At 60.5% G+C, this 21234-nt stretch carries 15 protein-coding genes and 3 pseudogenes; 12 read left to right on the top strand and 6 right to left on the bottom strand.

Annotated elements, in window-relative coordinates; translation table 11 throughout:
* Positions 1–120: 120 nt before the first annotated feature.
* Complete coding sequence (locus GJ630_RS01445; RefSeq protein ID WP_252718688.1) at positions 121–717, bottom strand: hypothetical protein; 597 nt, start codon at positions 715–717, stop codon at positions 121–123.
* A gap of 665 nt (positions 718–1382) precedes the next feature.
* Here GJ630_RS01445 and GJ630_RS01440 point away from each other — a divergent pair.
* From GJ630_RS01440 to GJ630_RS01400, 9 genes and pseudogenes are all read left to right on the top strand, one after another.
* Positions 1383–2189, top strand: a complete 807-nt coding sequence (locus GJ630_RS01440; protein ID WP_014040113.1) for an IclR family transcriptional regulator — start codon at positions 1383–1385, stop codon at positions 2187–2189.
* A gap of 733 nt (positions 2190–2922) precedes the next feature.
* Positions 2923–4205 (top strand): annotated as a pseudogene (gdhB, locus tag GJ630_RS01435) (glutamate dehydrogenase GdhB).
* A 6-nt stretch (positions 4206–4211) separates the two neighbouring features.
* The gene (gene rocF, locus GJ630_RS01430; RefSeq protein WP_049942903.1) at positions 4212–5159 is read left to right on the top strand and encodes an arginase; all 948 of its coding nucleotides are present in this window, start codon (positions 4212–4214) and stop codon (positions 5157–5159) included.
* Between the two features lie 177 nt (positions 5160–5336).
* The gene (locus tag GJ630_RS01425) at positions 5337–6659 is read left to right on the top strand and encodes an aspartate aminotransferase family protein (RefSeq protein WP_014040115.1); all 1323 of its coding nucleotides are present in this window, start codon (positions 5337–5339) and stop codon (positions 6657–6659) included.
* A 59-nt stretch (positions 6660–6718) separates the two neighbouring features.
* A complete protein-coding gene (locus GJ630_RS01420; protein ID WP_014040116.1) occupies positions 6719–7507 on the top strand; it encodes a basic amino acid ABC transporter substrate-binding protein in 789 nt (262 codons plus the stop codon).
* Between the two features lie 4 nt (positions 7508–7511).
* Positions 7512–8192: an amino acid ABC transporter permease gene (locus GJ630_RS01415; RefSeq protein ID WP_014040117.1), complete on the top strand. Its 681-nt coding sequence runs from the start codon at positions 7512–7514 to the stop codon at positions 8190–8192.
* A pseudogene (locus GJ630_RS01410) lies at positions 8189–8940 on the top strand (amino acid ABC transporter ATP-binding protein). Before GJ630_RS01415 ends, GJ630_RS01410 begins: the two are co-directional and overlap by 4 nt.
* A complete protein-coding gene (locus GJ630_RS01405) occupies positions 8937–9923 on the top strand; it encodes an amino acid ABC transporter permease (protein ID WP_191449275.1) in 987 nt (328 codons plus the stop codon). Before GJ630_RS01410 ends, GJ630_RS01405 begins: the two are co-directional and overlap by 4 nt.
* Positions 9924–9965: 42 nt before the next feature.
* Positions 9966–10682, top strand: a complete 717-nt coding sequence (locus GJ630_RS01400; protein ID WP_191449274.1) for a helix-turn-helix domain-containing protein — start codon at positions 9966–9968, stop codon at positions 10680–10682.
* Positions 10683–11034: 352 nt separating this feature from the next.
* On the opposite strand, the gene GJ630_RS01395 is transcribed toward GJ630_RS01400, so the two are convergent.
* On the bottom strand, positions 11035–12072 hold the full coding sequence (locus GJ630_RS01395; RefSeq protein ID WP_064287928.1) for a tyrosine-type recombinase/integrase: 1038 nt from the start codon (positions 12070–12072) through the stop codon (positions 11035–11037).
* Positions 12069–12482 carry a DUF5805 domain-containing protein gene (locus GJ630_RS01390; RefSeq protein WP_151103272.1) on the bottom strand — a complete coding sequence of 138 codons (414 nt, stop codon included), beginning with the start codon at positions 12480–12482 and terminating at the stop codon, positions 12069–12071. The genes GJ630_RS01395 and GJ630_RS01390 overlap by 4 nt, the downstream gene beginning before the upstream one ends.
* A gap of 1442 nt (positions 12483–13924) precedes the next feature.
* Here GJ630_RS01390 and GJ630_RS20255 point away from each other — a divergent pair.
* Positions 13925–14047, top strand: coding sequence for a hypothetical protein (locus GJ630_RS20255; protein WP_004962120.1), 123 nt, complete (start codon positions 13925–13927; stop codon positions 14045–14047).
* 382 nt (positions 14048–14429) lie between these two features.
* On the opposite strand, the gene GJ630_RS01385 is transcribed toward GJ630_RS20255, so the two are convergent.
* From GJ630_RS01385 to GJ630_RS01375, 3 genes are read right to left on the bottom strand one after another with little or no spacing between them, the layout of a single operon-like run.
* A complete protein-coding gene (locus GJ630_RS01385) occupies positions 14430–14855 on the bottom strand; it encodes a hypothetical protein (RefSeq protein ID WP_191449273.1) in 426 nt (141 codons plus the stop codon).
* Between the two features lie 47 nt (positions 14856–14902).
* Complete coding sequence (locus tag GJ630_RS01380; protein WP_191449272.1) at positions 14903–16825, bottom strand: HAMP domain-containing protein; 1923 nt, start codon at positions 16823–16825, stop codon at positions 14903–14905.
* A gap of 2 nt (positions 16826–16827) precedes the next feature.
* Positions 16828–18036, bottom strand: coding sequence for an ABC transporter substrate-binding protein (locus tag GJ630_RS01375; RefSeq protein WP_371726776.1), 1209 nt, complete (start codon positions 18034–18036; stop codon positions 16828–16830).
* Between the two features lie 336 nt (positions 18037–18372).
* On the opposite strand from GJ630_RS01375, the gene kdgK1 reads away from it, so the two are divergent.
* Positions 18373–19332, top strand: a complete 960-nt coding sequence (gene kdgK1, locus GJ630_RS01370; protein WP_014040128.1) for a bifunctional 2-dehydro-3-deoxygluconokinase/2-dehydro-3-deoxygalactonokinase — start codon at positions 18373–18375, stop codon at positions 19330–19332.
* 100 nt (positions 19333–19432) lie between these two features.
* Positions 19433–21222 (top strand): annotated as a pseudogene (pyk, locus tag GJ630_RS01365) (pyruvate kinase).
* Positions 21223–21234: the final 12 nt, after the last annotated feature.

The following is a 21234-nucleotide window of genomic DNA, read 5'->3' as shown; positions in this document are numbered from 1 at the left end:
TGCCGCGGAATACAACGACTGTGTACTCGTCTCAGTACTCCTCAAGTTGGGAGGGTGTGCCGGCGTCCAGTTCACCGCGCTTCAGTGACGCCTACATCTGTCTGCCAGAGAGCCGCCCGTTCAGCTGTCCACAGATTCCTGTAACCGCGCGAGACTGGTCAACACCGGATACGTCCAGAGTTGCTCTTCGTACATGTACGTACAGAACTCGTGTGTCTCGAACCGGTAGACGCTTGAGTGGAGCTGGTCCTGGCGCTCCTGTAGAAGCGCAGTAACGTCACTCTGGAACGTCTCGCGATACCACTCGGGCACGACTGTGCTGTCGAGCGTCTCGATGATCTCCTGCAGACTGCTGCGGTACTCCAGCATCGACTCCTGTTCGATTTTGACAGCGCGGTCCAGCGAGGTCCGTTCGTCGATTGCTTGCTCGGTCGCTGCCACCAGCGAGCGTTTGAGCGGCGGCGAGAACCCGACGTTCGTCTCGGGGTGAAACAGCGCTGCGTAGTCCGGCCCAAACTCGATAGCGACGTTCTCGACCAGTGATTCGTCGTACACTGACTCGTAGTGGTCGACAGCCAGCACCGTGTCGGCGTAGGCGTCCCGTAGCGCTTCGACGGGGTCTGATGCGGACTGTCGACCTCGCGCACCGACGGGGGGAGGAGGGCTGGTCGGCGGGGTCGACGGCACGCAGGCGCTGGAGGAAGTCTTCGAGACCACCTTGCTCGGCCGCGAGCTCCGTTTCCTCCACGTCAAGCACGGAGAGAGCCGTCTCGATCGGCTCGAGAATGTGGTCTCGCCATGTATGCAGGAACCACTGCGTGCCGTCCTGCGCAGGCGTCGTTGACATACTAGTGTCTCGTTCAGTAACAACAATAAGTGTTTTAGTTACCGGACAACACCCCCGTGTTCTGGACGACTATTTATATATCCTTGTCGGCTAGCACCACCGTCTCCGGGACCCATCGTGCGGTTTCGATCTAGCAGCGATTACGGTACTGTAGAACAGCAGCAGATTCCATCAGAGGTAATTATATCTGTATTCATCATTTCTGGATAGAAAAACAGACTATATTAGAAACGATCCCGAACTTTCAATCTAGAAGTGCGATATACGATATTGAAATTGATAGCTTAAGGATAAATAACTCGTTAGTAGGTGCAAATTGACCGTCAATCTGAACGCCTCGATAAGACAGCGCCCTACGGCTCACAGCACAGACACACTCACAGCTCGGCTGTTACCGATTCTGTCCGCAATGAGTCGGACGGTCATACTGTGCGTGGCATTACTCCCTGTCGGTCGGTAGCGTCCAAGCGGGTGTTCCGGTCGCTCATCGCTCACATCCGGGTTTTTAAATAATGACGGCAACTCTACTGGGGTAATGACCGACGACGCCGACACACAAAACACGGGCCGGCGAATACAGTCCGTGGAGAACGCCTGCGAGATCATCGAAGCCGTTCAGGAGTCAAACAGCGCGACGTTGCAGGAACTGAACGAGCGAATCGAGCTCTCCCAGGGAACGCTTCACACGTATCTTGCGACGCTGACCGACTGTGGCTTTCTCACGAAGGACGACGACACGTACCAGCTCGGTTTTCGGTTCGTCACGATGGGCGAACACGTCCGCAACGAGACGGAACTCTACACCGCTGGACAGGAGGAAGTGGACAAACTGGCGGACAGGTCCGGCGAGTACGTCCATCTGGTCGTCGAAAACGACGGGCGCGAAGTCGCCATCTACGAGCGGCGAGGGGAACACGCCGTCGGGATGGACTACCACCTCCAGTTGCGGGAGGCCCCACAGCACCTCCACGACAGTGCTTCGGGAAAGGCGATCCTCTCGTGTCTCCCGTCCGAACGCGTCGAGGAAATAATCGACCGTGAAGGGCTCTCGCGACAGACACAGCACACGATTACGGACCGAGAGACGCTCTGCGACGAGCTAGAGACCATCCGGGAGCGAGGGTACGCGACGAACGACGAGGAAGAGATTCGGGGCCTTCGGGCGGTCGGTGCGCCGATTCTGGACAACGACGGGACCGTCGTCGGCGCGGTCAGTGTGACTGCACCGACCAGCCGTCTGAAAGGGACCCGTTTCGACACCGAAATCCCAGAGATGGTGATGGAGGCCGCGAACCTCATCGAAGTCAATCTCGAAATGACCTCGTTTGACCGGGGCACGTAACGACGGTGTCGGACACTCGTCTCCATCTGTCGGCGACGACCACGAAACGACGACGGCGTCCGGTCTCCGACATTTGGATAGCTCAAATCTCGGCTGTGCTACTGTGACCGTCGAACGGAGCGATTCACCCAGCAAATGAGCCACAATAACAGTCGTACCATCGTTAGTAAGAGGTCGAGGTAGCGTATCAGGCCCGATAGCCAAGCCTGCAGGCTGTTTCCGGCGGGTCGCCGCGGGAGTTATACCTGTCGTGGGTGGTCTCTCTCAGTACAGTGCTCCGACACTGCTGTGCCAAGTCTATTTTTGAGATAGTCAAAGCACGGGGAAATTCTCTGTTCAGTACTAGGCCATGGTATAGCACGTCTGCGTCGATATTCTGCTATCCGGCGTGGCTTCATCTGACCAGTGTGGCCTCGCCTATGTTGAGCATATCAAAGCTATATTTATCGGATATTCTGCAAATACGCCACTAATCTGGCCCATAATACTCTATAAGCGACGAATGAAGATGTCTGCTTGGTTTTGCTATGTTCAAACTATTTGTCCCGCAGACAGTCCCAAATATTTATTAACAATACCGGTATTGGTGCCGATACACTGTCTCACTCCAGCCGTCGGATGTTGACAGTCAGGACGGAAGCAGCGTGCTGAACGACGCAGCGTACTCGCCCCATTGGTCCCGAAGCGAACGGGCGTACGCACCGGAACCAAGAGCCGAATCCACCAACCAATCATGAGCACACAGAAGGAGCCATCAGAACAAGCACCAGACGACGATGAATCGCCAATCGCGACAGCCCGCCGCCAACTGGAGCGGGCGGCCGAACACCTCGATCTCTCCGAGGGGCTGCTTGAGCAGCTCCGTCACCCATCGAAAACCGTCGAGGTGTCTGTCCCGATCCGCCGAACCGACGGGAGCGTCGAGGTGTTCAACGGCTATCGCGTCCAGCACTTCGAGGTCAGAGGGCCGTACAAAGGCGGCATGCGATACCATCCGAGCGTCTCCGCCGAGGAGTGTACGGCGCTGGCGATGTTGATGACGTGGAAGTGTGCGGTGATGGACCTCCCCTTCGGCGGCGCGAAAGGCGGCATCGTCGTCGATCCGTCGACGCTCGACGCACAGGAGACCGAACAACTGACCCGTCGGTTCGCCGAGGAGCTCCGCGAAGTCGTCGGGCCGACGAAAGACATCCCAGCACCCGATATGGGGACCGACGAACAGACCGTCGCCTGGTTCATGGACGCGTATTCGATGCAGGAAGGCGAGACGGTCCCCGGCATCGTGACCGGCAAACCGACAGCGGTCGGCGGGACACACGGCCGCGAGGAAGCACCCGGCCGGAGCGTCGCCATCGTCGCCCGCGAAGCGCTCGACTACTACGACGGAACCGTCGAGGGTGCCACTGTCGCCGTACAGGGCTTCGGTGCTGTCGGCGCGAACGCCGCACGCCTCCTCGACTCCTGGGGCGCATCCGTCGTCGCTGTCAGCGACGTCGACGGCGGCATCTACGACGAATCCGGCCTCGATATCGAATCGATTTCGGCTGACGGCGACGAACACGGCCAGCTAGGGGACGTCGACGCACCACGGCAGATATCTAACGCCGAGCTGCTGGAACTCGATGTTGACGTCCTCATTCCCGCGGCAGTCGGGAACGTCCTTACCAAGGAAAACGCTGCAGACGTGCAGGCGAGCATCGTCGTCGAAGGGGCGAACGGCCCGACAACGACAGCAGCCGACGCTGTGTTCAAAGAGCGCGACATCCCAGTCATCCCGGACATCCTCGCCAACGCCGGTGGCGTCACTGTGAGCTATTTCGAATGGCTCCAGCACATCAATCGCCGGAGCTGGTCCCGCGAGGAGGTCAACGAAGAACTCGAAGCCGAGATGCTCGATGCCTGGGAGGCTCTCCGGACCGAAGTCGAGGACCGTGACGTCACATGGCGAACGGCTGCCTACATCGTCGCGCTCTCACGAATCGGTGAGGCTATGACGCCCGCGGGCTATGGCCGTAGCAACGGATGTCCCTTCAGTCTACCCACTCGCGAGACCACAGTCGTTCCGTGTCACCTGTCGCGGTGCTCGGTGTCCCCTTCGCGCTCGGCGCCGACCGGCGTGGCGTCGACATGGGGCCGTCGGCGATTCGCTACGGCGGCCTCAGTACCGCCCTCGATACGGCCGGCGTCGAATACACTGACGCTGGGGACCTCGCACTGCCGACGCTACAGTCGCAGTCGGCGACCACCGACGACGGCGCGAAGTACCTCGATGCGATCGCCGAAATGACCGACACCCTCGCCGACCGGGTGGCGACGGAAATAGCCGACGGGAGCGTGCCGCTGGTGTTAGGCGGCGACCACTCTATCGCGATGGGCACGATGCGTGGCGCGGCCCAGACGGACGAACTTGGCGTCATCTGGTTCGACGCCCACGGCGATTACAACACCCCGACTACGTCGCCTAGCGGGAACGTCCACGGTATGCCGCTTGCGGCCGCCCATGGCTACGGCGACTTCGCAGAGATGCCGTGGGCGACCGCCCCGAACGTCGCCGAGGAGAACACCGCCATCGTCGGAGCGCGGAGCCTCGACGCTGACGAACGAGCGGTCCTCCGTGAGAGCGACATCTCCGTCTTTACCATGGAAGATATCGACAGGCGCGGTATCGGACCGGTCACCGACGAGGCGCTCGACATCGCGACCGACGGCGTCGACGACATCCACGTCAGCCTCGACCTCGACTGGCTCGACCCGGACGACGCGCCGGGGGTCGGGACGCCAGTCCCGGGCGGCGTCACCTACCGGGAGGCACATACGGCGATGGAACGGGTCGCCGACCGCGACGCCGCCGAATCGGTGCTGCGCTCGCTCGACGTCGTCGAGGTCAACCCTATCCTCGACCAGCGCAACACGACGGGCGAACGAGCGGCCGAACTCGCCGCCAGCGCGTTCGGCAAGCGGATCCTGTAGCGTATAGTAGCCATTGAAAAATCAAGGCACACCTGATCGCATGACGGCAGTGCGATCAGTGTGTACATCGTTTCAATTGTTACTATAGCTTCGAACCGCGGCACGCACCCAGTTGTGTGGCCGGCACGCGGGGCCGGAACACAGTGATTTATTACCAATGATGGCGATTGTGATAACATGGACCGCAATACTGCGGAGCCGCGTGTCGATAGCCTTCCCGGCCCACAGAGCAGCGAGTGGGTCGAGTACCACCACGAAACCGCCGCGCCGAGCACGTACGTGTACGATTTCGTCTGGGACATCACTGAAGACGCAATCGGTCCGTTCTGTACCGATGCGGACGGCAACGTCCTGCTCGATTTCACCTGCCACGTCGCCGCGTCACCGCTCGGCTACAACAACCCGAAAGTGCTCGACCGCGCCGACGAGTTCGACATGGTCGACCCGCTGAAAATAGCCGGCCAGGACTTCTACGTTAGCACCGGCGGCTCGCCCGACGAAACGTCGCTGCCGGGTCCCGCCCACCTGATGGATAGGCTGACCGACATTACCAGCCACTACGACTTCGACACCGTCTTCCTCTCGAACTCCGGCGCAGAGGCCGTCGAGAACGCGATGAAGATCTGCTACGACAACTGCGAGACGCCGAAGTACGGCATTACCTTCGACGGCGCGTTCCACGGTCGGACCCTGGGAGCGCTCTCGCTGAACCGTTCGAAGTCCGTCTACCGCCGGAAGTTCCCCGAACTCAGCGGGATCCACGACGTGGAGTACTCCGAGGCCGGGGTCGAGCGCCTCCGTTCGAAACTCGACGCAGACACCGGCCACATCCCGCCCGAGGAAGTCGCATTCCTCATCTTGGAGCCGATACAGGGCGAAGGCGGCTATCGCGTCCCGAGCCCCGAGTTCCTCTCGGCCGTCGACGACCTCTGCCGGGAACACGACATCCCGATCATCGCCGACGAAATCCAGTCGGGAGCCGGCCGCACGGGCGAGATGTGGGCTGTCGACCACTACGACATCGAACCGGACGTCATCACGAGCGCGAAAGCGCTCCGGGTCGGCGCGACCATCTCCCGCTCGGACATCTTCCCGTCCGAAACGTCGCGACTCTCCTCGACGTGGGGGGCCGGAGACATCCTCGGCTCCATGCGCGGCGCACTGACACTCGCCGCTATCGAGGACCACGACCTGCTGGACAACGCCGCCGAGAAGGGGACGTACTTCATGGATCGGCTCCGCGAGGTTTCGGCGGACCGTCAGCTGGTCGAGGACGTTCGCGGTCTCGGCCTGATGACCGCGCTGGAGTTCGATACGGCTGACCGACGCGATGCCGTGATGGAAACCGCGCTCCAACACGGCCTTCTCACGCTCGGCTGTGGCCAGAAATCCCTCCGGCTCCTCCCGCCACTCGACGTCACCGAGCGCGAACTGGAACTCTGTCTCGACATCCTCGATTCGGTGTTTACCGAGGTTGCAGACCCTGTCGCGTCGGCCTGACCCTCGCGACTTCTGCGGTAACCGAAATGTTAAAATATGATTGATTCGACTGTGGGACTATGCCACGAGAGGCACGCGTAGACAGACGGAGGTATCTGCAGGCAATCGGTGGCACTGTCGCGACCCTGTCGGTCGCTGGCTGTCAATCGGGCAGCGGGGACTCACAGACGCTCACCGCGGGAACAGCGCCGGGCTTTCCGCCGTTCGAGATGAAGCAGGACGGCGAACTCGTCGGCTTCGACGTCGAGTTGCTGGAAGCTGTTATCGCGGCGTCGGAGTACGAACTGAGCGGGTGGGAAGAACTGGAGTTCAAATCACTCATTCCGGCGCTGAACAACGGGAACGTCGACGTCGTCGCGGCAGGCATGACGATCAACGACGACCGCGACGAAGCGATCGACTTCTCCGACCCGTACTACAGTTCGAACCAGGCCATCGTCGTCCGCGAGAGCGGGTCGTTCTCGCCGTCGTCGTTAGACGACCTCTCCGGAGCGACGGTCGGTGCACAGAAGGGGACGACCGGCGAATCCGTCATCAAGGACCAGCTCATCGAAGCGGGAACGGTTCCGGAGTCGAACTACAACGCGTACGGCAACTACGTGCTCGCCGTCGAGGATTTGCTGAACGAAAACGTCGACGTCATCATCATCGACGTCCCCGTCGCGAACTCCTTCGTGGCGGACCGCCCTATCGAGTCCGCGTTCGTCCACGAAACCGGCGAGCAGTTCGGCTTTGGGGTTCAGTCCGGCAACGACGAACTCGCGGGTGCGCTCAACAGCGGGCTGACTACCGTCGAGGACGACGGGACGTACCGGGACCTGACCGAGAAGTGGTTCGGACAGAAGTGAGGCCATGGCAGCAATCCTACTCCAGACCGCTGACTGGCTGTTCGTCGCCAACAACTGGGGCCTGTTGCTCGGCGGGACAGCTGTCACCATCGCGCTCACCGTCTCCAGTATTCTCCTGGGATTCGTCGTCGGGTTCCCGGCCGGTGCGATAGAGGTGTACGGCTCGGACAGGGCCCGGCGGTTGGTCGAACAGGTCGGGGTCGTCCTCCGTGGCACCCCGCTGCTGGTCATCATTATGATTCTGTACTTCGGCCTCTCTATCTCCAGTAGCGCGTTCGTCACGGCGACCATCGCGCTCGGTCTCCGGAGCGCCGCCTACCAGTCACAGATCTTCCGCGGTGCGCTCCAGAGCGTCGACGACGGACAGCTGGAAGCGGCACGCGCCGTCGCGATGTCCCGGTTCGAAGCGATTCGACACGTCGTCGTCCCGCAGGCGCTCCGCCGGAGCGTCCCGGGGTTCCAGAACGAGTTTACCATCGTCCTCAAGGACACAAGCATTGCCATCGTCATCGGAATCGGCGAGCTGCTGACGACGGGACAGAACCTCTACGAAGGCGGGCAGTCGACGGCGGCACTCGAAATATTCCTCGCCGTCAGCCTCGTCTACTTCGTGCTGACGTTCGCGACGAATCGGTCGCTCGACAAGCTCAGTGACTACTACGCCGTACCGGAGGGAACGACATGACACAGCCACTACTTTCAATCGACGACTTGCACAAGTCCTACGGGAACGAAGAGGTACTGGAGGGCGTGGGCCTCGAGATGGACCAGGGCGACGTGACGGTCCTCATCGGCCCCAGCGGCTCGGGCAAGTCCACGCTGCTCCGATGTGTGAACCGACTGACGGAGATCAACAGTGGCCGGATCGCCCTCGACGGGCAGGACGTGACCGGAGCCGACACTGACGTCAACGAACTCCGAAAGGAGGTCGGCATGGTGTTCCAGGATTTCAACCTCTTTGCGCACCTGACGGCGCTCGAAAACGTCACGCTCGGCCCGAAAAAGTACTCGGCATGGACGCTGCTGACGCCGAGGAAGCCGGCCGGACCCATCTCGAACAGGTCGGATTGCTGGAGCAGGCCGACTCCTACCCCGCTGAACTCTCCGGCGGACAGAAACAGCGCGTCGGTATCGCGCGCGCACTCGCGATGGACCCGGAACTGTTACTGTTCGACGAACCGACCAGCGCGCTCGACCCGGAACTCGTCGGCGAGGTCGTCGAGGTGATGCGCGACCTCGCAGCGGAGGGCATCACGATGCTCGTGGTCAGTCACGAGATGGACTTCGCGCGGTCGGCCGCGTCGGACATCGTGTTCCTCGACGACGGTGAAATCGTCGAACACGGCCCACCGGAGCAACTGTTCCAGAACCCGACAGCGGACAGAACCGAACAGTTCCTGAGCAGATTGCACGCACACGAGGAGACGGCATGAGCACGGCCGAATCGACAACGTCGCCGAATCCGGGGCTCCGTGACCGCGTGGAGACGGTCTTCACCGTCCGCCCCCTCACAGTCGGCCTGGCACTGTTCTGGGTCTGGGTTCTCGCCCGCTGGACCACTGATTTCGTTCTCGCGGGGGTATTCGGGCTTGACCGCGGCACGCCGTTCGTTCCGGCGGCCCCGTTTCTGACGACAGCGGACACTGTCGCCTCGCTCGCCGCGTCACTTGGTGTTGCCGGAGCGCCGCTCGTGTGGTTCGCCAACGCGCTCCGGTTTGCCGCCGACGCGACGGCGTATCTGCCGGCACTGGCCCACGGCGTCTGGACGACGGTGCTACTGACGGTCTTCAGCGTCTGTCTCGGGTTCACGCTGGCGCTCCCGCTCAGCGTCGTCCGTGTGTACGGAGGGCGGTGGGCCCGGTGGTTCGCGCTGTCGTACACGGAACTCATCCGCGGGACGCCATTGCTCGCCCAGTTGTTCGTCCTCTACTTTGCGACCTCACTCACGCAGGTTCTCAGAGGCGTCCCGGGGGTCGGCGTCGGATTCATTCCCGCGCAGGCGTTCTGGGTCGCTGTCATCAGTTTCACGCTGAACAGCGCCGCCTACCAGTCCGAGTATCTGCGCGCGTCACTGGAGTCCGTCGACGGCGGGCAGTTGACCGCTGCACGCGCCATCGGGCTCTCGAAGCTCGAAGGGATACGGTACGTCGTCGTTCCACAGGGCCTCCGACTCGCGCTTCCCAGCTGGACGAACGAACTCGTGTACCTCATCAAGTACTCCTCGCTGGCGAGTTTCATCACCGTCCAAGAGCTGTACGGCCGGACGAGTACCATCGCTAACGAAACGTACCAGTATACCGAACTCTTCGTGCTGGTGGCGATACTGTATCTGGCCCTGGTCGTGTCGGCATCAGCACTGATGGACCGAGTTGAATCGCACACCGCAACCGCCGGTGTCGGACACACCAGACAATGATTACGCTCTTAGGGTCACCGATCAAATATCTCAGCACATCCCATGAGCCAAACCGATAGCGCCGGAGCACGGCTAACACTCGACCTGTGGCACCCGAACTGCTGGGCTATCGAAGCAACCGACCACACCGATGGCGGTATCCTGGCACATACGGTGCAACAGACCGTCCAGTCGCCGACAGCATCGGTCAACGGCGTGTTTACGGCGTACGGAGCCACGAAGTCGGCTGTCGAGGACTGCCTCGACGCAGTCCGTGCGTCACCTCACGCCGGAGAGATACAGGAACTTCAGGCACGCATCGGACACAAGCGCGATGCACCGGGAACCGTCGTCAGACAGTTCCTGCTAGAGTACGACCCAGAAGAGTTAGTCTGCCCAACACTCCTCGAACACGGATTCGTCCACAGCGCGCCCGTTCGTATCGAAGACGGGCGCGAACGGTGGCAAGTGAGCTTCACCGGAGAGCGGCCCGAAATACAGTCCGCACTCGATGCCGTCGAAGCCGACGCCGACGCTGACGTGTCGGTCGAGTCCATCGTCACGCCTGACAGCGACTCCGAGCGGTCGGTGGGTGGGCTCCGAACCGACTCGCTAACGCCGGCCCAGCGGCGCGCGTTCGAAGCGGCCCGCGAGGCCGGCTACTATCAGTGGCCGCGTGGGATTTCGGTCCGCGAACTCGCCGACCAGATGGATATTTCGAAGACCACGCTCCTCGAACATCTCCGAACTGCGGAGTCGAAACTTCTGGACCCCGAGTAGCCCTCCCAGGGACCTGCATCCGGAAGGGTCTACGTCTGAGACGTGCGTGATCCCGGCATCTGCAGCCACCAGTAGGACGTTCCATTTCGAGCCGGTATGATCTCTTGTAGTCCGGTCGGGAGTCCCCCAACAAGCGCGTGCCAGAGCGCTGCTCGGTCGAGCTACCTGCTGGGAGGCCCCGCAGTGTAATCCGGCCGCACCTCCTGTCTCGTATGCGGCTATCGAAATCGTCCATTGAGACAACACAGCTGAGAAGCAGAATCCGCCCAGTTCTATATAGCGCTATATGATTTATTAGTTCAGCAGCCACCACCCGGAGTGCGGCAATAGTGTTGAATAGACAACAATAAAATCACAGTAGCGAGTAAATTTCGGCCTCGTACACATCCCTGACCCGAGTTCCCCATTCGTGGGTGTAGGTATCGATGACGTCCTGTGCCACGTCGCCTCTGAGGTATTTGACGACGCCGCGATCACCGGTCCGATCCCGAAGGTGTGTCGTGAAGAAGTGCCGGAAGTAGTGCGGCGTAACGTTCTCTTCGGCTCCCCCACCGTCCGAGTACCAACCGAACTCGCGCGCGTGGGATTCGACGATGTGGTGTACCATATTCGGCGTGAGTCGCTCCCCCCAGCTGTCGCTTGTAGACACAAACAGCGGCGCTGCTGGGGACTGTGTGTCCGGCCGAATTGCGAGCCAGTGCCGCAGCACTGATGCCAGTTCGGCGTCGACAGGGATCGTCGTCTCCCGTTTCCGCTTGTTGGACGCTGTCCGCTCTTCCCCGTTACTGGCCTCGCCACGAGCCGTGTCTGCCGCGACGAACAACGAGTCCGGACGCCCGTCGAGCCCCGCTCGGACCGGGATCTCCGGTCTGGGGCCGGGGGTTTCGAGGTTGAGGTCACGGATATCGAGGTTACACAGTTCGCCGGCCCGCATACCCGTTTTCAGCAACGTCACTACGATAGCCCGCTCTAGCGGATGTGGGACGCTGTCGACGAACGTCCGCATCGACTGGAGGTCGATTTCGCGGCGGGTCGGGTCGGTATTGATGGACTCGTCCATCTCTTCCATGACCAGCGTCATCGGGTTCGATTCGAAGACACCTACCTGTGTCATGTACGCGAAAAACCGGTGTAGATAGGAGGCGTACGTCGCGACTGTACTTTCTTCGACGTTACCGCGGAGGCTGTGAACATATGCCATGCAGTCCCGGTGGGAGGCCTCCTGGACGGGAATGGGCTGGTGGCCGTCTGCCAGATAGGACTCGAAGTCCCGAAGGACGCGCTCGTAGGAGGCACGAGTTCGGTCGCTCTTTCCGTGGTACGTGATGTCATCGAGGAAATACCCGACCGGGTCCGACTCGGCGTCCGGCGTGGTCGTATCCGTGCTCATTCGTCCCGAACGTACCCTCCGTGTCGCCCGCTGTACTGCACTTCGTTGTTGGACTGCAGTTCCTGCAGCGTCTCTTCGAGGCGTTCCTCGATATCGTCGGTCAGTCCGGCGAGCAGGTCGTCCCACTCGTAGTAGTCTCCGTCAGCCAGAATCTCTCGGACCCGGTCTTCCAGCCCGTCACCCCCAGGGGTAGCGTCCGGAGAACGGGGTTCCTCGCTCTCGCTCTCAGCGGCGTCCGACTCGGTTGTTTCGGATGCTACTGGCTCGAACCCGCTTCGGCCCGCCTGTACCATCGTCCGGACGAACTCGCTTTGACTCATATCCAGTTCCTCGGCGTGGGCCTGCCACTGTTCTTTCTGGTAGGCCGGAATGTACGTCCGAACCGTCGTTCGTTCACTGTCACTGGACACATTTTACCCTGGGACGCCGGGGACTTCAATGTAGTCCCATACTCAGGGATAAACACACTTATTTGGGTGCGTGGTACCCTATTTGCGGGAGTTATGCGCCGATACTGATATTAGTCTGTCATTTTAGCAGTAGATAAGGTCAGATACACAAATACAAAAGGGGCGTAGATTTCTGTCCCTCATCTGATCGGTCCATTCCATTACCCGGATAAAGTGCTCTGTTGAATAGCGGTGTTGGTTGAGGTGGTCGGAATTTGAGTCGGCTTGTTAGTAGCTGACGCTAGTGGTCTCAAGACCGGGGTCGTCTCAGTGTAGCTCAGATGCCGCTATTCAACAGAGCAGAGTAGACTGCTGTGTTGAATAGCGGTGCTGGTCGGGACAGTGGAAATTTGAATTGACTTGTCAGGGGCTGATGCCGGTAATCTCAAAATCGGTGCCGCCTCACCGTGGCTCAGGAGACGCTATTCAACACAGCAGGATAAAGACGTATGGTAGCACAGTCACGGATTGTCAATACGAGGCAGTGTCGTTCTGATCTAGTGAGAGACCACTTCGAGTGGGTCCGAGACTATTCCGGCCTGGTTCAGCTACTCACCAATACTCAAACCAGTGGACCGGACAGTCTGTCGCAACCGCTCAGGTGTCGCAGACCCTTCCTGCATACTGTCCCCTTGCTCTCTCACGCTGCATACCGACAGCCGCGACTTTCCCGGATGACACGCGCGTCAGTTCTGGTGACGCGCCTGTTGGCGCTGTTGCCAAATGGAGAGGCCGTCTATGTCCCGCCGTAATCGCCATATTACGACTTTATTGGGGGAAGCCGTCGTTGCCTAAGTATGCCGGGACTGTTCTCTCTCGGACTCAAGGCCCCAAAGTGTACTCCACAAGCTGCTAAAGCGCGCACCCGTCGCTGCTACAGTGCCAGTCTTGGCGACCCTCGCTATCGTGACCCTACACACCACTGGTTCGCTGCAGTGGCCGAAAAGCGCCCTCTCGCCACGAGAACACGATTTGGTTCTGTTCCGTCGTGACTCGGTTGGGAAACACAGATCGCCATTAAAATACCCTGTCGACGGTTCCGTAGCCAAATGCAGAATGGCCTTCCTCAGAAGCGACCGCTGCGTACCGGTGACTTCGGTTACGGTCAGCCATATTCGATATTTCCGCTCCCGACTGAGCGGAATGTCCCGCTTTCCACCACCGTCCCTGAACGCTCTGTTCAGTGCAAGGTATAGGACGCTGTCAGCAACCAGATACGTGACCTACTCGAGCCTTGCTATCCCTTTTCCACATGGATCACCCAGGTATATCGAAAGTGGACCCAATATAAACCGCGAGTGCCAGAGAATGTCGGACTGAAACCCTACTTCATTAGCGTGTCCAGGCTGAAGCTAGCGACATGCGCGTTCGACGATACGCACTCTCTCAGGCGGGTGGGTCCGATGGCTAACGACGCACTTGTCCTTTTGTTCATGATTGCGATTGTACTCGTAGTCATGGCTGTTACCCTTATTGGTGGGTTCTATCTGGTCAAATACCTCGTCGAGCGGACGTTCAATTCGTAGCTCGATCCCCCAGAGCGCTGACTGTGGAGCAGACTGACTGAGATTTTCCTAGGCACCATCTTGTAATTACTGATAGTAATCCCTATACTACAGCCACAGTGGTCCATCTGGTCCCCATAAATTGCATAGCGCTATACTGAATTTTCGTCAGCTCGACCTTCTCGGATCGGAGATCAGGGACCCCAATGAGCGACAGGACAGAGCGCGCTGTCACGTCGATGGACACCTGAAAAGGCTGTTCCGGGTCACGCCCACCTCTGTGGCAAGGACAGTCTCTGCCCGCGAGCTACTCGAATGTCAGCGTTGGGTTACCGTGAAAACAAAGGCTATCAGCAGAAACCAGCGCTGTATAGCAGCCAGTTCATGGTCCGAGTCTCCACTGTCAATTCCCGTCACTCCCGGTCGCCACTCCCAGAATCGTTGTCTCGGCGTCGAAATATGTCGGGGCATCGGTATCGATTTCGAATTCAAGAACGGTTTCAAGATCACCGGTCCCCTCAGTGAGTTGCTCGGCGAGATCCGTATAGCCCTCTGCGAGCGTCCGGTATTCGTCGATTTCGTCCTGTTTCGCCTGTGCTCGCTTCTGCTTGGCCTCGATGTTTTCGACAGCGGCTTCCGCATCGGGTTCCGGTCGGCCTGAACTTTCAGACAATGTCGCACGAGCGTCGGCGGTGTCCTGTTCGATTTCTTCGAGCAAATCGGAGAGCTCCGCACTGCGCTGGTCCAGATGGCCAGCAAGAATCGCAGCCTGGGTTCGACAGTACTCGGCGAGTTCCGCCTGCGAGATTTCTCCTGCGTCGTCGCTCATTGAAAGAAGTACGTCGCCAGCGCGAAAATCGGTTTCGGTGAACCGGATTACTCTTCTTCCTCTTCGCCCAGACTCTGTGACGGACCGCCCGAGAAGACGAACTCGTGCTCGGCTTCGGTCTCGAAGCGGTTCAGGATGTCACCGAGTGGCTTCGCGTAGCGTTTGAGCTGTTCGGCACGCGAAGACACTTCGTTGAGCTCTGCGGCCTGCTCTTCGGCTGCGCCGGCCACGGTCTGGGTTTCGGCCATCATCTGGTCACTTGTCTCGGCTGCCGACTGTAGCGTCGTCGCCACCGTCCGGAACCGCTCGAGCGAGTCACCAAGGTCGATGTCCGGATTGTCCGCTTCCAGTTCTTCGAGCGTGTCCACGAGGGTATCGAGGTCCTCTGAGATGGTCGCGAGGCGGTCCTTCTGGTCGTAGGCGTCGTCGGAGATTTTCTGTGTGGATTCGGCCACCTGCTCGGACGCGTCACGGACGGACTCCGCACTCGACAGAACGACGTCTCCGGATTCCGCGACTTCGTCGGCGAAGCTGTTGAGCTGACCGATCGTCTTTTCGAGTTCGTCGACCATGCCGTTGAACTCGCTGGCGATCCGGTCCATCGACTCGTTCTCGCCGTCGGTTGCCATCCGCTCGGTGAGGTTTCCAGCGGCCGTCTCCTCCATCACGTCGGAGAATTCTTCGGCCTTCTTCTGGAGGTATTTGTTGACTTCAAGGGCTTCCGCGCGGGAAACCTCTGCCTCTTTCTGTGCACGCTCGGCCTCGTTGATCTGTTGTTTGAGCGCGTCGCGCATATCAGCGAACCCGCTGTACAGGCGGCCGATATTGTCGATACGACTGGTGGCGATCTCGACGTCGAGGTTCCCCTGTCGCATCTGGTCCGTCTTTCGGGTCAGGCGGTCGATGGACGTTGCCGTGTTGTACCCGAGTATCGCACCGACGCCCGCGATGAGCAACACCATCAGTGCCGTGCCGATAAGTCCGTACTGCTGGACGTTCTGGACGAAGCCAAAGACCGCGGAGTTGGGTGCGTGTACGAGAACGACCCAGTCAGTGCCCTGAATCGGTGCATAGCCGACAGTGTAGCGCTCGTTGAGTACGTCAGTCGCCGGCATGTCAGCGGTGACGCCGGACTGTTGCTCCGACGAGCGGAGGTCATCTGCCGCGTCGATCGGTTCCGTGGCAGGGCTGTTCGAGCTATACGACTGCAGCATGTTTTCGCCGAGGCCGCGGCTCCCGTCTCTGGGTTCGTCGATCATGACGACCGCCGACCCGTTGACGACCTGCGTGAATCCGCCTTCGGCCCTGTTGTTCCCCTGAAGCGAGTTCGCGATTTCGTCGAGCGAGTACTCGATGAGGATATACCGGTTCTGTGAGGCATCGACAGGACTGGCGAAGCCGACGACCGGGCCGGAGTTCGTCTGGTACACGTCGGAGACGGCGACATCGCTTGCCGTTTCGAAGTTCGCACCGGTAAGCCAGGCCCTGCTCGTCGATTCGAGCGCCGAGTTAGTTAGCACCTGTGAGTTAGATGTGCTGGCGACAACCTGGGATTGGCCGGCATTCCGTTCGACCAGATGGATGTCGGCAGCATCTGCGGACAAGGCGGCTTTCCGATTGTTGAGTTCGATATTGATATCGTCTGTCTCACTACTGGCCCAAACGTCGTCGGAAGAGACGAACTGGGTCGATAACCGGTTTCGATCAACCCACTGTGACAGGATATCAGCCTCCTGTGCGGCGGCGTTTTCGTAGTCGCTCAGAACCTGTTGTTCCGTGTAGTTCTTGACTTGCTCTGTCGCGGCAAGGCCGATGAGCCCAACCGACAGCGCCATCACGAAGAGGACGATACCGAATTTGAGTGCGAAGTTTCGCCGGATGAAATCCGGGACGACTGTTGCAAGAATCCCACCGGAGGCGTTCGAATCGTTTTCTGAACTGTCTGGTATCTGTGTGTCTCCTGAACTCATAGCTAGTTCCCTCCAAGCGAGCAGTTAGCCGCTGGACCGCTGTCGCATGCGTACTGTACATCCGCTGGTTCCCCAACCAGGCCGTAGTAGCTGCCATAGGACTGCCGTACCTCCGGCTTTCCTCTCACGACCGGCACTTGACGCATCGCCTGGTGATCACAGGCCCGGAGAGTCTGTGCTCCGAGACCGGCGTCGTACTCGTGTCCTTCGAGCGCTCCGATGACATCGATCGGATTGAACGTTCCCGCCCGCTCGGCTGCACTGGCGTATTGCAGCGTTTGCGTGTATGCGATGTGGGCTGCTCCTGATGGGGACGCCGATTTCGAGGTCCCCGTCGAACTGCCGTACTCCTCACGGAACGTCTCTCGGAAGGTATTCGACAGCGGCGAGTTGATCTCCGGACTCCAAGCGACCGTTCCGATAACACCCTCTATCGCATCGCCTGCGGTCCGAGCAATATCTCTCGAGGCTATCGGAAGGACGATATTCGACTCCGGGAACTCCTCCCGGAACGCTCTGAGTGCGTTTACTGCGTCGAGGCCCCCCAGTCCGAGCACTATCACGTCGAAATCGACCGACTTGATGTCTTCTGCGTACTGAGAGTAGTCGGTCGTCCCGACCTGTGCAGTTGTGTCCCAAACAGGTGCCCAGCCGAGATTCCCGAGGGCTGTATCCATCTCATCCCGGAGCGTCTGTCCCCACTCATTGTCCTGGGAGATCTTGACGTAATTGACGTCGTCTCCGAACTCGTTACTGAGGGCCGGAGCCAGCGCTTTGGCCGCCATGTGGTTGTTGTACATCTCGCGGAAGGAGTACCGGTTGCAGTCGATACCCGTCAGCGAGTTCGCGTTGGCCATCGTCGCCATGTACACGACCTGGTTCTGTGCGGCGACCTCCTGATTGGCCAGGCCGGAATTGCTGGACGTTCCGCCAGCAAGCATAATCACCTCCTCGCTATCAACAAGCCGCTGTGCGTTGCTCCGGGCGGTCTCCGAATTACCACCCGTGTCTTCGACAGCGAATTCGACATCCTTATCGAGAAGTCCGTCACCGTCCAGCGGTGACTCGTACTGCTCGCTCGTTACCCACCCACCACCGTTGTTAATGTGCTTGACCGCGAGTTTGAAACCTCGGAGCTCCTGCTTGCCGGCCGTTGAGTATGCCCCCGAGGAAGCGACGTTGAAACCGAACGTCACCGAATCCCCGGACACCGGAAAGTTTCCAACTGGCGTTGGGGTCGGCGTCCCGTCCCCATCTGTCACTCCCTCGCTGCCACCACAGCCTGCAAGTCCGGCCAGTCCGGCCGCACCAATCGAACGGAGTAGGTTCCGCCTAAAGACGGACGGCCCACCACCATCTCTCCCTGAATCCATACTGGCGTGTCTAAATTAGTATAGCACATAAACTTTTGGAGAAAACTTATACTGTCCATAACCCATGACGAAAAATACGAGCTAACGCCCTCCACCCCAGTAAGGTGTAATTAACAGGTCCGTTAGACGACGGGTTCTCCGGGATTTATACCCAGCCAGTGAGCAACGTCGGATATGACGGAGTTAGTTACGTTCGGTGAGACGATGTTGCGGTTGTCGCCACCTGACGACGAGCGACTGGAGACTGCAGACCAGTACACCGTCAGGGCGGCTGGTGCGGAGTCAAACGTCGCGGTCGCTGCTCAACGGCTTGGGCTCGATGCATTGTGGGCCTCAAAGCTCCCCGACTCACCGGTTGGTCGCCGAGTCACGGGAGAACTCAAACACCATGGCGTATCGGTCGATGTCGCCTGGGACGACTCGGACAGCGCCCGACAGGGAACCTACTATCTGGAGCAGGGTAGTCCACCGCGGGGCAACGATGTTATCTACGATCGCCAGAGCGCCAGTGTCACGACCGCCACACCGGGGGAGCTTCCGACGGAGACCATCGCGGACGCCGCGGGATTCCACACCTCGGGTATCACACCGGCGCTCTCAGAGACTCTCGAATCGACCACTGCTGACCTCCTCTCGCTCGCACAGGACGCGGGCACGACCACGAGCCTCGATCTGAACTACCGCTCGAAGCTCTGGACGCCGGCGGAAGCCCGCTCGGTCCTGACCGGGCTATTCCCGTCTGTCGACGTACTCGTCGTCGCCGAACGCGACGCGAACGTCGTGTTGGACCGGACCGGTGATGCGGAAACGATTGCCCGGGACCTCGCCGCCGAGTACGGGTTCGAAGCAACAGTAATCACCCGTGGCAGCGACGGGGCGCTCGCGCTTGCCGACGGGGCTGTAACGGAGCAACCGACGTTCGAGTCGACCGACGCCCATCCGGTCGGGACCGGCGACTCCTTCGTCGGCGGCTTCCTCTCGCAGTATCTCTCCGGTGGCAGCGTCGCGGACGGGCTCGCCTGGGGTGCTGCGACAGCCGCACTCAAACGGACGATTCCGGGTGACATTGCCGTCGTGTCACCCGACGAGATCCGTTCGATTCTCAGTGGCGACACGGAAGCGATTTCCCGGTAGCTACGCCGTCCAGCAAGGTTCTTATCCCTTCGCGGGGAACGGCAGGGTATGATTAACTATGAACGCTGTAAACTGTGGCTCCCCAGAGACGGAGGTCACAATGCGTAGCGCAAAGATTGTCTGTACCCTCGGCCCTGCGTCGGACTCGGTCGACGACATCGCGTCACTTGCAAAGGCCGGGATGTCTGTTGCCAGACTGAACGCGAGCCACGGTTCGCCGGAACACCGCCGTGAAATGATCGATCGCATCCGCGAGGTAGACGAGGCGGTCGAGGAACCGGTCGCGGCCATGCTCGATATGCCTGGGCCGGAAGTCCGGACCGCGGAGATCGACGAGCCGATTCAGCTCACGGAGGGGTCCACCATCCGCTACGTCGTCGGCGACGACGCGACGCCCGAGGAGGTCGGCCTCTCGCAGTCGATCACGGCGGTCGAGCCGGGCGACCGGGTGTTGCTTGACGACGGACGCATCGAGACGACTGTCGAACGTGTCGAGGACGACACGGTGTTTGCGACCGTCGAGAACGGCGGTGAACTGGCCGCCCGCAAGGGTGTCAACGTTCCCGGCGTCGAACTCGACCTGCCGACGATTACGGCAAACGACGAGCGAGAACTCGACGTGGCCGCCGAGAAGGAGCCGGATTTCGTGGCCGCGTCGTTCGTCCGTGACGGCGAGGACATCTACGAGATCAGCCAGGCGCTCGAAGAGCGCGGCGTCGACATCCCGATCATCGCCAAGATCGAACGGGCCGGGGCCGTCGAGAACCTCGACTCGATCATCGACGAGCCTACGGCGTGATGGTTGCCCGCGGTGACCTCGGCGTCGAGTGCCCGCTCGAAGACGTGCCGATCATTCAAAAGCGTATCATCCGTCGGTGTCACGAGGCCGGCGTCCCGGTCATCACGGCCACCGAGATGCTCGACTCGATGGTCCACTCCCGGCGGCCGACCCGCGCGGAGGCCTCAGACGTAGCAAACGCAGTGCTTGACGGCACCGATGCAGTGATGCTCTCGGGCGAGACGGCGATCGGTGACCACCCGGCTCGCGTCGTCGAGACGATGGACCGGATTATCCGCGATGTCGAGAGCAGCGAGGAGTACGCCGAGTCCCGGGAACAGCGCGTGCCAAACGCCGGTGACACCCGGACAGACGCGCTCGCGCGCTCCGGTCGGTTCCTCGCTCGCGACATCGGGGCGTCGGCGATTGTCGCCGCGTCCGAGTCCGGCTACACCGCTTTGAAATCGGCCAAGTACCGGCCCTCGATCCCCATCGTCGCGTCGACGCCGAGCGAGCGCGTCCGCCGGAAGCTCGCGCTCTCGTGGGGTATCACACCCGTAACGACCGAGTACACCACCGAAGGCGCTGATGCCGTCATCCAGACGGCAGTGCAGGCGGCTCTCGACACCGAAGCCGCGGACAGCGGTGACACGGTCGTCGTTCTCTCCGGGATGATGACTGAACTGGAGGGGATGAACACGGCGAACATGCTGAAAGTCCACGTCGCGGCCGAAACAGTCGCTAGCGGTCGGTCCATCGTCGACGGCCTGGTGACCGGCCCCGTCCACCGGATTTCGACAGCGCCGCCCCGGGAGTCGCCGGGCGACCTCTCGAACGTCCCCGACGGGGCTATTCTGGCAGTGCCCGAAGGGTTCGACGGCGAGTTCGTCGGCGACACCAGCCGCATCGGGGGCATCATCGACGCCCACGAGGGCGTCACGAGCTACGCGGCCATCGTCGCCCGCGAGCTTTCGATTCCGATGATCTCGAACGCGGATTTGCCCGATGCTGTCTCCGACGGATCGACCGTCACACTGGATTCGGAGCGCGGCGTCGTCTACGAGGAGGCTGTCGGGAGGGAAGACATCTCGGGCAGGGAGCGAGACTACTGACCGCGGTAGAAT

This window comes from Haloarcula sp. CBA1122, assembly GCF_009741785.1.
Lineage (GTDB): Archaea > Halobacteriota > Halobacteria > Halobacteriales > Haloarculaceae > Haloarcula > Haloarcula hispanica.
The sequence above is the reverse complement of the archived record's forward strand: the minus strand, read 5'-3'. Positions and strand labels throughout refer to the sequence as shown.

Coding starts and splice junctions, on each gene's coding strand:
- GJ630_RS01440 (WP_014040113.1), top strand. CDS start 1,383: ATGACCGACGACGCCGACACACAAAACACGGGCCGGCGAATACAGTCC.
- rocF (WP_049942903.1), top strand. CDS start 4,212: ATGTCCCTTCAGTCTACCCACTCGCGAGACCACAGTCGTTCCGTGTCA.
- GJ630_RS01425 (WP_014040115.1), top strand. CDS start 5,337: ATGGACCGCAATACTGCGGAGCCGCGTGTCGATAGCCTTCCCGGCCCA.
- GJ630_RS01420 (WP_014040116.1), top strand. CDS start 6,719: ATGCCACGAGAGGCACGCGTAGACAGACGGAGGTATCTGCAGGCAATC.
- GJ630_RS01415 (WP_014040117.1), top strand. CDS start 7,512: ATGGCAGCAATCCTACTCCAGACCGCTGACTGGCTGTTCGTCGCCAAC.
- GJ630_RS01405 (WP_191449275.1), top strand. CDS start 8,937: ATGAGCACGGCCGAATCGACAACGTCGCCGAATCCGGGGCTCCGTGAC.
- GJ630_RS01400 (WP_191449274.1), top strand. CDS start 9,966: ATGAGCCAAACCGATAGCGCCGGAGCACGGCTAACACTCGACCTGTGG.
- GJ630_RS01395 (WP_064287928.1), bottom strand. CDS start 12,072: ATGAGCACGGATACGACCACGCCGGACGCCGAGTCGGACCCGGTCGGG.
- GJ630_RS20255 (WP_004962120.1), top strand. CDS start 13,925: ATGGCTAACGACGCACTTGTCCTTTTGTTCATGATTGCGATTGTACTC.
- GJ630_RS01385 (WP_191449273.1), bottom strand. CDS start 14,855: ATGAGCGACGACGCAGGAGAAATCTCGCAGGCGGAACTCGCCGAGTAC.
- GJ630_RS01380 (WP_191449272.1), bottom strand. CDS start 16,825: ATGAGTTCAGGAGACACACAGATACCAGACAGTTCAGAAAACGATTCG.
- kdgK1 (WP_014040128.1), top strand. CDS start 18,373: ATGACGGAGTTAGTTACGTTCGGTGAGACGATGTTGCGGTTGTCGCCA.